This window comes from Kosakonia sp. ML.JS2a (genome assembly GCF_025642095.1).
GTDB lineage: Bacteria > Pseudomonadota > Gammaproteobacteria > Enterobacterales > Enterobacteriaceae.
The window spans coordinates 674,754-686,871 of the sequence record NZ_CP106754.1; the positions used below are offsets into that span (position 1 = coordinate 674,754).

The 12,118-nt window shown below is 55.4% G+C and carries 8 protein-coding genes and 1 pseudogene; 5 read left to right on the forward strand and 4 right to left on the reverse strand.

Going from position 1 to position 12,118, the window contains the following annotated elements:
- Nucleotides 1–35: 35 nt before the first annotated feature.
- Together N7922_RS03265 and lsrK are read right to left on the reverse strand one after the other, a co-directional pair.
- Nucleotides 36–2,057, reverse strand: coding sequence for an NADPH-dependent 2,4-dienoyl-CoA reductase (locus N7922_RS03265; RefSeq protein WP_263099217.1), 2,022 nt, complete (start codon nt 2,055–2,057; stop codon nt 36–38).
- 249 nt (nt 2,058–2,306) lie between these two features.
- A pseudogene (gene lsrK / locus N7922_RS03270) lies at nt 2,307–3,903 on the reverse strand (autoinducer-2 kinase); the annotation flags it as partial.
- A 138-nt stretch (nt 3,904–4,041) separates the two neighbouring features.
- Between lsrK and lsrF the strand changes: the two are divergent.
- Complete coding sequence (gene lsrF / locus N7922_RS03275; RefSeq protein ID WP_263100826.1) at nt 4,042–4,929, forward strand: 3-hydroxy-5-phosphonooxypentane-2,4-dione thiolase; 888 nt, start codon at nt 4,042–4,044, stop codon at nt 4,927–4,929.
- Nucleotides 4,926–5,219: a (4S)-4-hydroxy-5-phosphonooxypentane-2,3-dione isomerase gene (gene lsrG / locus N7922_RS03280; protein WP_263099219.1), complete on the forward strand. Its 294-nt coding sequence runs from the start codon at nt 4,926–4,928 to the stop codon at nt 5,217–5,219. Before lsrF ends, lsrG begins: the two co-directional genes overlap by 4 nt.
- 36 nt (nt 5,220–5,255) lie before the next feature.
- Here the strand turns inward: lsrG and ygjG are convergent, their stop codons facing one another.
- Nucleotides 5,256–6,635 carry a putrescine aminotransferase gene (gene ygjG / locus N7922_RS03285; protein WP_263099220.1) on the reverse strand — a complete coding sequence of 460 codons (1,380 nt, stop codon included), beginning with the start codon at nt 6,633–6,635 and terminating at the stop codon, nt 5,256–5,258.
- Nucleotides 6,636–7,067: 432 nt separating this feature from the next.
- Here ygjG and N7922_RS03290 point away from each other — a divergent pair, with 432 nt between their 5' ends.
- Together N7922_RS03290 and N7922_RS03295 are read left to right on the forward strand one after the other, a co-directional pair.
- Nucleotides 7,068–8,588: a PAS domain-containing methyl-accepting chemotaxis protein gene (locus N7922_RS03290; RefSeq protein ID WP_263099221.1), complete on the forward strand. Its 1,521-nt coding sequence runs from the start codon at nt 7,068–7,070 to the stop codon at nt 8,586–8,588.
- A gap of 445 nt (nt 8,589–9,033) precedes the next feature.
- Nucleotides 9,034–10,596 carry a methyl-accepting chemotaxis protein gene (locus N7922_RS03295; RefSeq protein ID WP_263099222.1) on the forward strand — a complete coding sequence of 521 codons (1,563 nt, stop codon included), beginning with the start codon at nt 9,034–9,036 and terminating at the stop codon, nt 10,594–10,596.
- On the opposite strand, the gene N7922_RS03300 is transcribed toward N7922_RS03295, so the two are convergent.
- Nucleotides 10,593–11,111: a PadR family transcriptional regulator gene (locus N7922_RS03300; protein WP_263099223.1), complete on the reverse strand. Its 519-nt coding sequence runs from the start codon at nt 11,109–11,111 to the stop codon at nt 10,593–10,595. The genes N7922_RS03295 and N7922_RS03300 overlap by 4 nt on opposite strands.
- A gap of 236 nt (nt 11,112–11,347) precedes the next feature.
- On the opposite strand from N7922_RS03300, the gene N7922_RS03305 reads away from it, so the two are divergent.
- Nucleotides 11,348–12,118: a siderophore-interacting protein gene (locus N7922_RS03305; RefSeq protein ID WP_263099224.1), complete on the forward strand. Its 771-nt coding sequence runs from the start codon at nt 11,348–11,350 to the stop codon at nt 12,116–12,118.

Genomic DNA, 12,118 nt, shown 5'->3' on the forward strand with positions numbered 1-12,118 from the left:
GGACAGGCATCAGCGCCCTCCGGCAGTCGGCTAACCTAGATTTCCAGCGCCAGTTTTGTCCCTTGCGCAATTGCCCGGCGCGCATCCAGCTCCAGCGCCACATCGCACCCGCCAATTAAATGCACCGTTTTACCCGCTTCCCGTAGCGGATCCGCCAGCTCACGACGCGGTTCCTGCCCGGCGCAGATAATCACTTGATCCGCCGCAATCAGTTGCGGTTCACCGTTGATCAACAGGTGCAGACCGGCATCATCGATCTTCTGATAGCTTACGCCGGGGATCATTTTCACCCCGCGCGACAGCAAGGTTGCGCGGTGGATCCAGCCAGTGGTTTTGCCCAGACCTTCACCGGGTTTACTGGTTTTACGTTGTAGCATCACGATACGGCGCGGGCTTTTTGGCAGTTGCGGCCCTTCCGGGCGCAGCCCTCCCACATTTTGCAGGCTGGTATCAATACCCCACTCCACGCAAAACTCGGCGATATTCTGGCTGGTGGGTTCGCCTGGCTGGCTCAAATACATCGCTGTATCAAAACCGATGCCCCCGCAGCCGATGATGGCCACGCTTTCACCCACCGGGACTTTGTCGCGCAATACATCGAGATAACTCAGCACCTTGGGGTGATCAATACCGGGAATGGGCGGAATGCGTGGTTCAATGCCGCAGGCGAGAACCACTTCATCAAACAACGTTAACATGGCCGGAGAAACGCGCTGATTCAGGCATAACTCAACGCCGGTCAGCGCAATCATTCGGCGGTAGTAGCGCAGCGTTTCATAGAACTCCTCTTTGCCGGGGATCTGTTTGGCGATGTTGAACTGGCCGCCGATCTCCGCCTGTGCATCGAACAGCGTTACGCTGTGGCCACGGGCGGCGGCATTTATCGCGAACGCTAACCCCGCCGGGCCTGCGCCGACCACGGCGAGGTTTTTCTTGTGCAGCGCCGGAATGACAGGCATCCGGGTTTCATGGCAGGCGCGGGGGTTAACGAGGCAGGAAGTGACTTTGCCAACGAAGATTTGATCGAGGCAGGCCTGGTTGCAGCCGATGCAGGTGTTGATTTCGTCCGCGCGGCCCTCCTGCGCTTTTGACACGAACGCCGCATCGGCGAGAAACGGGCGCGCCATCGAGACCATATCGGCATCGCCGTGGGCGAGGATCGCTTCCGCGACCTGGGGATCGTTAATGCGGTTAGTGGTGATCAATGGCACGCCCACCTGGCCTTTTAATTTACGCGTCACCCAGCTAAACGCGCCGCGTGGTACCGGCGTGGCTATCGTCGGAATGCGCGCTTCATGCCAGCCGATACCGGTATTAATAAGGGTTGCCCCTGCGGCTTCCACCGCTTTTGCCAGCGTGATGGTCTCGTCCAGCGTCGCACCGCCTTCCACCAAATCCAGCATCGACAAACGGTAAATAATAATAAACTCGCGGCCCACGGCTTCACGCACCGCGCGCACCACTTCCAGGGCAAACCGCATGCGCCGGGTGGCATCGCCGCCCCACGCATCCTCACGCTGGTTAGTCCGCGCAGCGAGGAATTCATTGATCAAATAGCCTTCGGAACCCATCACTTCCACGCCGTCATATCCGGCCTGCTGCGCCAGTTGTGCGCAACGGGCAAAGTCAGCAATCAGCGCGAGGATCTCATCGTGCGTGAGGGCATGCGGCGTGAAACGGTTGATCGGCGCCTGTAGCGCAGACGGCGCGACCAGGTGCGGCTGATAGCTATAGCGCCCGGTATGCAGGATCTGGAGTGCGATTTTGCCACCTTCCTGATGGACCGCATCGGTGATTTGCCGGTGATGGGGTAGCTGGCTGCTGTCGCACAATACCGCGCCGCCTTCCATGGTGACGCCCGAAAGCGCAGGGGCGACGCCACCAGTGACAATCAGCGCTACGCCGTGCCGTGCGCGCTCGGCGTAAAAGGCCGCCAGCCGCTCTGCGCCGTCAGGGCGCTCTTCCAGCCCGGTGTGCATCGAGCCCATCAGTACACGGTTTTTTAGCGTGGTAAAGCCCAAATCCAGCGGGGCGAACAACGACGGGTAGTGGCGCATGCTCTCTTCCAATGTAAAATAATTGTTATGTGGTCGGATGAGTTCTACTGTAGCCGTCCCGGACAAAAAGGGAAAAGCGGGAGCGAATGATTGTGATGGGATTCAAAAATCGTTGCCCCTCACCCTAACCCTCTCCCCAAAGGGGAGAGGGGATGTTCTTTTCCCACCTGAAGAGAGGTGATGATGATTTTCTTCTTCACGCTGTGGAGAGAGCTGATGATGATTTTCTCCCTCTCCCCTTTGTGGAGAGGGCCGGGGTGATGAGTAAAAATTACGCCCGGGTTGTCAGCCCTGGCGCAGTCCACATGGAAGTTGTCAGCCCGCGGTCTACCAGACCAAGCTGATCGGCATAGATCTTTTGCCACTTCTGCATCATGGTGTCGTAGAGTTCGCGGTGCTGCGGGTCAGGGGTATATTCATGGCTCCACGCTACCAGCCGTTCGCCAGTGGTCGCCAGGTCATCATACAGACCGGCGCCCACGCCTGCGGCAATGGCGCAGCCCAGCGCGGTAGCCTCTTTCACCACCGGGACACGTACCGGCAAGCCGGTGACGTCACTTAAAATTTGCCCCCACAGCGCCCCTTTTGCGCCACCACCGGCAAACACCAGGTTGTCGAAGCGCACGCCGGAAAAACGCGAGATTTGCGCCAGATTACAGGCGGAAACGATGGCGGCGTTCTCTTCCAGCGCGCGAAACAGGGTGGCTTTGTTGCATTTTTCCGGGTCGATCGAGAGGTTAATAAACGACGGCGCAGCGTGGTACCACTGCTTAAAGTGCATGGCGTCAGAGAAGATCGGCATCACGCCCCACGAGCCTGCCGGTACCCGGCTGGCCATCTCTTCCAGCAGGGTGTAAGCATCGACGCCCAGCCGTTCAGCGATCAATTTTTCCTCTGCACAGAAGGCATCGCGGAACCAGCGCATGGTCAGGCCGGTGAAGAAGCTGATCGACTCCGCCTGCGCCATGCCGGGAATCACATGCGGATTGACGCGAATATTCATCTCCGGGTCGATACGCACCTGCGGCAAGTTCACCACCTGTTGCCAGAACGTTCCACCCAGCACGGCGGCCTGCCCGGCATGCACCACGCCAAGCCCGAGGCAACCCAGTTGTACATCGCCGCCGCCCATCACTACCGGCGTGCCTTCGCGCAGGCCGCTCTCCTGCGCAGCCTCATACGTTACCTCGCCAAGCAGGCTGCCAGTCTCTTTTACCGGAGAGAGAAAATCTGCGCGCAGTCCGGCGATATCCAGCAGTTCGGGGTGCCAGTCGCGGGTGAACAGATCGAGCAGGCCGGTGGTGCCAGCATTGGAAGGATCCACCGCCAGCCAGCCGGAAAGGCGGGAGGCCAGCCAGTCGCTGATCATCGAAATGGTCGCGGTGTTACGGTAGATATCCGGGCGGTTATGCGCCAGCCAGAGCAGGCGCGGCATGGCGCTGAGCGCCAGTGTCTGACCGGAGACTTCATACACCTCGGCTTCGAAGCGATCGTCGTGGATCTCTTTCAGTTCAGCGACTTCACGACTGGCGCGGGCATCAACGTTGGCGCAGGCCCAGAGCGCTTCGCCATTGCGATCGTAGAGCACAATGCCTTCGCGCATGGAGCAACAGGCGACAGACTGGATATCTTCTCCGCGCAGACCGGCATTTGCCAGCGCTTGTCGGATGCACTGGCAGGCAAGCTGCCAGTTGCCGTGGAGATCGAACTCCATTGAGCCGGGCACGTTTTCGAGGCTCAGGTGTTTCCACTCGGCCTGGCCCACCGCTATCTGCCGCCCGGATAAGTCGAAGATCACCGCACGAATGCTGCCGGTTCCTGCATCTAACGCTAATAGATAACTCATGGGTTTTCCCCCTCGTGCAGCATCAGAGATAAAACTGTGATCCTCGTACGGTCGTAAATATAGTTCACCGCCTACGCTTTTGAACAATCTTCAATCACAAAATCAATGACTCAATCACAGCTTCTGGCGGGGGAGATGATGGCGGATTTAGATGACATCAAAGACGGTAAAGATTTTGGCCTCGACACACCGCAGCATAACGTCCCTTTTGCGCTGAAAGGGTGTGGGGCACTGGACTGGGGGATGCAGTCGCGGCTGGCGCGGATATTTAACCCGGCGAGCAATCGTACGGTCATGCTCGCATTTGACCATGGCTATTTCCAGGGGCCGACCACCGGGCTGGAACGCATTGATTTGTCTATTGCGCCGCTGTTCGGTGAAACCGATGTGCTGATGTGTACACGCGGCATTTTGCGCAGCGTGGTGCCGCCCGCCACCAATAAACCGGTGGTCTTGCGCGCGTCGGGCGGCAACTCGATCCTTGCGGAGTTATCCCGTGAGTGTGTGGCGGTGGCCATGGAGGATGCCCTGCGTTTGAATGTCTGCGCTGTCGCCGCGCAGGTCTACATTGGCAGTGAATATGAGCATCAATCGATCAGCAACATCATCACGCTGGTGGATGCGGGCAATCGCTACGGTATCCCGACACTTGCCGTCACGGGTGTTGGCAAAGAGATGACCCGCGATGCCCGCTATTTTGCCCTTGCCAGTCGAATCGCCGCCGAGATGGGCGCTCAGTTTGTGAAGACCTATTTTGTGGAGCAGGGATTTGAGAAAGTCACCGCGAGCTGCCCGGTACCGATTGTCATCGCCGGGGGGAAAAAGCTGCCGGAGCAGCAGGCGCTGGAGATGTGTTTCCGCGCCATTGATCAGGGCGCATCCGGCGTGGACATGGGGAGAAATATCTTCCAGTCCAGCGCGCCGCTGGCGATGCTGAAAGCGGTGAAAAAAGTGGTGCATGAAAATATGCGTGCCCACGAGGCATACCAGTTCTGGCTGGACGAAAAACAAGGAGAGCAACCATGAATGTAACGCTGGTGGAGATCAACATTAAACCCGATCGGGTGGAGGAGTTTTTGCAGGTGTTTCGCGCTAACCATGAAGGCGCCATTCGCGAGCCGGGGAATCTGCGTTTTGATGTGTTGCAGGATCCAAAAGTGAAAACCCGCTTTTTTATTTATGAGGCTTATCAGGATGATGCCGCCGTGCTTGCCCATAAGAAGACACCGCACTATCTGGCCTGTGTGGAAAAACTGGAGGAGCTGATGTCTGAGCCGCGTAAAAAACGCAGCTTTGTTGGCGTGATGCCAGCCTGACGGCATTCCCCCTCCCCATCGGGAGAGGGGGAACGATTACGCCTGTTCGACGGCGACCCGCAGTGCTTCCAGCGCGTTACCCGCGGCTTTCAGCACCTGCTCACACTGTTCCATTGTCAGCGTCAGCGGCGGTTCTATGCGAATGGTTTTCGCGTTATTGAGCGTTCCGGCAACCAGTACCCGCTGGCGGAACATCTCACTGGCAAAGTTGTAGCCCGTTTCGTTATCCACAAACTCGATCGCCATCAGCATCCCGCGACCGCGCGCATCCTGCACCAGATCGGGATACTTGCGTCCCAGCGCCCTGAAGCCATCCAGCAGGATGTCGCCCTTCTGTTCAGCCTGCGCAGGCAGGTTCTCTTCCAGCAGCACATTGATGGTTGCCAGCGCAGCCGCACAGGCCAGCGGGTTACCGCCAAAGGTGGTGGTATGCAGGAAGGGGTTATCAAACAGAACGGAGAATACCTCCTGCGTGGCGATGGTCGCGCCAATCGGCATCACACCGCCGCCCAGCGCTTTGGCGAGGCACAGAATGTCCGGCTGCACGTTTTCGTGCTCGCAGGCGAACATTTTGCCGGTACGTCCCATCCCGGTTTGCACTTCGTCGAAGATCAGCAGTGCGCCAAATTCGTCGCACAGCTTACGCACCGCAGGCAGATAGCCTTGTGGCGGCAGAATGACCCCACCTTCGCCCTGAATGGGTTCCAGGATCACGGCGGCAACGTCGTCGCCGGTTTTATGGCATTCGCTCAGCAGCGTGCGCATGGCCTCGATATCGCCGAAGGGGACATGACGGAAGCCCGGCAGCAGCGGCATAAAGGGTTTGCGGAAGGTCGATTTCGCCGTCGCAGAGAGCGCCCCTAAAGACTTGCCGTGGAACGCACCGCTGGTGGCGACAAAGGTGAATTTGCCGCGCGGGGACTGGTACGCTTTGGCAAGTTTTAGCGCCGCTTCGACGGACTCCGTCCCGCTGTTGCTAAAGAAGCTGTATTTCAGTTTGCCAGGGGCGAGCGCCGCCAGCGTTTTTGCCAGCATCGCCCGTAGTGGGTCGAGAAGCTCCTGGCTGTGCAGAGGTTGTTTGGCGAGTTGATTCTGTACGGCGGAAACCACAACTGGATTACGGTGCCCCACATTGAATATTCCAAAACCACCCAGGCAATCTAAATACTCCTGTCCCTGGGTGTCGACAAGCGTATTCAGACTGCTCGCTTGCCATTCTACGGCTCCGTAATCCCCGCCGGCGGTAACAGATTTTCGATACTCTAAAAACCCCGGATTAACATGCTCTTTAAAGTAGTCCACCACCTCTCGGTTTAATGCTTTCATCTCCTCATGATCAAGCGTTCGCTTCTCAATGAGATTTAATGCGTGAGCGCTGCACGCTAAAGCCGATGCGCTGGAAGGTAACCTGTTCAAAATGTGCTCCAGGGGCTCGCGTATCACATGATACCGATTTAAGTATTGCAGGGATTACGCCACTTCGGCTCGGATTACAAAAATCGGGATAAACACCAGGGCAAGACAGGGGTGTGCAAGATTTAATCGTCCCGTTTCGCTGAAATAACGCCATTGGCGTGATTAAAATTTGAACGATGGTGAGGGGCTTGTGCGGATTGTGCGCTATGGTGGTGCAAAAAATGCCCGCTAATGGGGCATGACAGTTGAGTGTTATTACGTGATTTCATGCTGAAATTATTAAAATCAGCAGGTTACAGGGCATACAAAAAATGCGGTTTTAGCGTGAATTGCGATCTAAATCAAATTTAACAACTAAAGATAAATCCATTATCGCCGAAATAACATTCGCAATAATTTTTAACAGACATATAACCTGCCAAGGATGCCACCATGCCTTCTCCGCTTTATGTTAGCCAGCGGGTTTTTCCGCTGGATGACGACATCACCCTTATGTCAACAACCGACGTGCACAGCTACATTACCCACGCGAATGACGCGTTTGTTCAGGCCAGTGGATACCCTCTGGAAGCGTTACAGGGGCAGCCGCACAATCTTGTTCGCCACCCGGATATGCCTAAAGCCGCGTTTGCCGATATGTGGTACACCCTCAAACAGGGGGAACCCTGGAGCGGCATCGTTAAAAACCGGCGTAAAAATGGCGACCATTATTGGGTACGCGCCAATGCAATCCCGATGGTGCGTGACGGGCAACTTACCGGGTACATGTCGATTCGCACCCGGGCGACGGACGACGAAATTGCCGCTGTTGAACCGCTGTACAACGCATTAAATGAAGGACGCTGTAATAAGCGGATCCATAAGGGGCTGGTGGTGAGCAAAGGGTGGTGGGGAAGCCTGCGCGCCTTGCCGCTCCGCTGGCGCGCCCGCAGCGTGATGGTGTGCGCCTGGGCTGCGCAACTGATGGGGTTGTGGCTGGCTGATAGCAGTATGCTGGGATTGATGGTCAGTTCACTGGCGATGCTGGCGGGCGGGCTGGCATTTGAGTGGCAAATCGTTCGCCCGGCGGAAAACGTTGCTCGCCAGGCGCTGAGCGTGGCGACCGGGGAGCGTAACAGCGTACAACCGCTCAATCGTAGCGATGAACTGGGGCTTGCGCTACGTGCTGTCGGGCAACTGGGGTTAATGTGCCGTTGGTTGATCCACGATGTCTCCAGCCAGGTCAACAGCGTGCGCAAAGGCAGTGAAACGCTGGCCAAAGGCAACGATGATTTAAATGCGCGTACCCGCGCGACGGTCGACAATGTGCAGCAAACCGTGGCGACCATGAGCCAGATGGCGGCATCGGTGCAGACCAGTTCGCAAACCGCGTCGGCGGCAGATCAGCTCTCCAGTTCCGCCAGCAGTGCGGCGTCGCACGGCGGAAAAGTGATGGAGACGGTGGTGAAAACCATGGATGAGATAGCCAACAGTACTCAGCGTATTGGTTCAATCACTGCGCTGATTAATGACATCGCTTTCCAGACCAATATCCTGGCGTTGAACGCCGCGGTCGAGGCTGCACGTGCCGGGGAGCAGGGCAAAGGGTTTGCTGTTGTCGCCGGAGAGGTTCGCCACCTGGCCAGCCGCAGTGCTAATGCAGCCAATGATATTCGCAAGCTTATCGACGCCAGCGCCAGCAAAGTACAATCTGGTTACGATCAGGTACATGCCGCAGGCCAGAGCATGGATGATATTGTGAGTCAGGTGCAGAACGTGACGGCATTGATCGGGCAAATCAGCCAGTCGGCATCCGAGCAGGCGGCGGGGCTTTCCGAACTGACGCGCGCGGTCTCCGAACTGGATGCCATTACCCAACAGAACGCCGGGTTAGTTGAAGAGAGTGCGACAGTGTCGGCGATGGTGCAGCATCGTGCCGGGCGTTTACAGGATGCCGTTTCCGTATTGCATTAACGCCTGTAAACGAATTAAAAACCGCCAGGAGATATTCTGGCGGTTTTTTTATCTATAACCATGGTAAAAGTAAGTTTTATTATGTAATGGCATTATTCGTTCTTTGTTAAATTATTATTAAATATGATTTGAATTGTGAAGCATTAATAAACTTCAGAGGCTGTAATTTAATTATTAATTAAACTTGATTAAGTTGTAGTAAATACATTGCTCAGATCAATCTTCCCGTACATATAACGATCGATACAGGGGTATTAATCGCCTGTAACTATCAGTTTATACAATAAGTAATTAAAAAAACGATCAAACTCATAAAGTTAGCGTTTCGGTTACCGATAACGTTAGGTGGTTGCTTTCTTTTTATACGCACCAGGGACTTAAGCTCGCCTTTTCGATTAGGGGCGTGCGATTTACTCAGCAAAATAATCAATCCCATGGAGAATATATGTTTTTACATGACGTAAAAATCGGCACGAAATTATTTCTGGCATTCGGCTTTTTTATTGTGTTGATGGTAGTAAGTTCCTGCCTTTCACTACTCAGCCTGAACCGTGCAAATAATGGCATGCAGGAGATTGTTCATGATGACTATCCCACCACCGTTAAAGCGAACGAGCTGATCGATAATTTCAACGCCTTCGTGAATACCCAGCAAATGATGTTGCTGGACAATGAAGGCAGATGGACGACGGAAACGCAGAAACAGCTCGCCGACATCAGCAGTCACATTACCACCCTCCTTGAAGACCTGTCGAAAAACCTGCCGGACCGCGAATCACAAAAAGCCCTTACGGATATCCGCACCGTACGTCAGCAATATCTCGATTCCCGCTTCCGTATCCTTGATGCCGTGAAGAAAAACGACCGCGCGGCGGCAATTGAAGAGATGATGACCAACACGGTCAGAATTCAAAACGCCTATAAAGAGAAAGTGATGGCGTTGATTGCCATACAGGACAAGCAGATCCGCGCGGCGGGCGCTCAGGTACAGAATGACTTCAGCGCCAACCGCTTAATGCTGATCCTGCTCGCGGTATTTAGCATCGGTATGGGAAGCCTGATGGGCTGGTATATCGTGCGTATGATCACCCGTCCGCTGGGCGAGGCGGTAGGGTTTGCCGAAGCGATTGCCGATGGGGATTTAACCCGCACCATTGACGCTCGCCATCGCGACGAAACTGGCATTCTGCTGCGTGCATTGATGGAAATGAAAAACCGCCTGGTTGAGATTGTCCATCAGGTGCAAAACGGCTCTGAAAGTATTTCCAGCGCAGCCGCGCAGATCGTTGCGGGTAACCAGGACCTGGCGGCAAGAACCGAAGAACAGGCCAGCTCCGTTGAGCAAACGGCCGCCTCGATGGAACAGATCACGGCAACGGTGAAAAACACCGCTGATCATACTTCCGAAGCGTCGCAGCTCTCTGCGGGTGCGGCAACGGTAGTGAAAAACAATGGCGAGATGATGAAGCAGGTGACGGAAAAGATGCGCGTCATTAACGACACATCTAACCGCATGTCCGACATTATCAACCTGATCGATTCTATTGCGTTTCAGACCAACATCCTGGCGCTTAACGCGGCGGTAGAAGCGGCGCGGGCCGGTGAGCATGGTCGCGGCTTTGCGGTGGTGGCGGGCGAAGTCCGTCAACTGGCGCAGAAAAGCGCGTCATCGGCGAACGAGATCCGTCATCTGATCGAAAGTTCAGCCAGCCAGACCCGCGAGGGGATGTCGCTGGTGGAAAAAGCCAGTGCGTTGATCAACGGCATGGTGACGAACGTTGAAGAGATGGATGTGATCCTGCGCGAGATTGGCCAGGCGAGCCGGGAGCAAACCGACGGCATTTCGCAGATCAACAGCGCTATCGGGCTGATTGACTCCACCACCCAGCAGAACTCCAGCCTGGTGGAAGAGTCCGTTGCGGCGGCTGCCGCACTGAACGAACAGGCACTGCACCTGCATGAGCTGGTACAGGTGTTCCGTCTGCGCGATATGCCCGCGTCGGCTTAATCCAGTTGCGAAATATCCAGCGCTGCGCGGTCGATAATGCCAATGATCTGCTTTAGCTGCGTGGCGCTGAGTTCCCCCTGATTGACACGTAAATCCAGTACCGCTTTGAAATTCTCCAGCGCGCGTTTCATCTGTGGGTTTCGGCGTAACTGGTAGCCCACATTGCGGGCTTTAATGCGCTCCTGAATCTGCGCCAGTTGCGACTGATTTTCCTCCAGCCAGCGCAACCCCTCTGCGGTAATGGCTATTTTCCGACGCCCGCTCTCTTCATCACTGATGACGATCAGTTGCTGATCCTGCAAAAAATCCAGCGTTGGATAGATAACGCCAGGGCTTGGCGTATAGTTGCCCTGCGTCAGGGTTTCAATCTCTTTAATCAACTCATAACCGTGGCTGGCGTTGTGCGTCAGCAGGTGCAGAATAACCAGCCGTAATTCGCCATGACCAAAAAAGCGCTGGCGACGCCCGCCGCCGTGGTGATGCCCGTCGTCACCGCTACCGTGATGATGCCGCATACTCTTCTCCTTAAATTTGATATATCTAATTTATATCTAAAGTTACTTTTCAGACAATGTATAAAACAGATATTTTTATAATTTATTGATAAATAAGATAATAATTTATCTCTTTAACGAACTGTGCGCTTTGCTTTGTCTATATCATAAAAAGCGCTTGCCTTCTTTCTAATCAACAATCATTATCATTTGCACAACATTTAGATATATCGTATTCAACACTACGAAGGCCGATTATGACTACCAACCCACAACGCTACCCGCAGCGCGTACGCAATGAGCTGCGCTTTCGTGAATTAACCGTTCTGCGCGTAGAGCGCCCGGGCGTCGGCTTCCAGCGTGTTGTGCTGGGCGGCGAGCAACTGGAGGGGTTTTCCTCCCGCGGATTTGACGATCACACCAAAGTTTTTTTCCCGCAGCCGGGCACATCGTTTGTGCCACCGGTTGTGACGGATGAAGGCATTGTCTGGGGCGACGGGCCGCGTCCGGCTTCCCGCGACTATACCCCGCTGTATGATGCTGGCCGCCACGAGCTGCTGCTGGATTTCTATATCCATGATGGCGGAGTGGCAAGTCAGTGGGCGCTGAATGCGCAGGTCGGCGATAAGCTAACCATTGGCGGGCCGCGCGGTTCGCTGGTGGTGCCGGAAGATTATGCCTGGCAGCTCTATGTGTGCGATGAGTCCGGTATGCCGGCTCTGCGCCGCCGCCTGGAAGGGATAAGCCAGCTTGCTGTGCGCCCGAACGTCATGGCAGTGGTCACCCTTCATGATGTGGCGTATCAGGATTACCTGGCGCATCTGAGCGGTTTTGATATCCAGTGGGTGATTGGGCATAACCCGCAGGCGGTTGCTGACAAACTGGCGGCCTTGACGGTACCGGCGGAGGACTACTTTATCTGGCTGACCGGGGAGGGCGAGGTGGTGAAATCGCTGATGAGCCGCTTCGAGGGTAACGGTATTGATCAGCAATTGGTGCGTGCACAGGCATACTGGCACAAGAAGTAG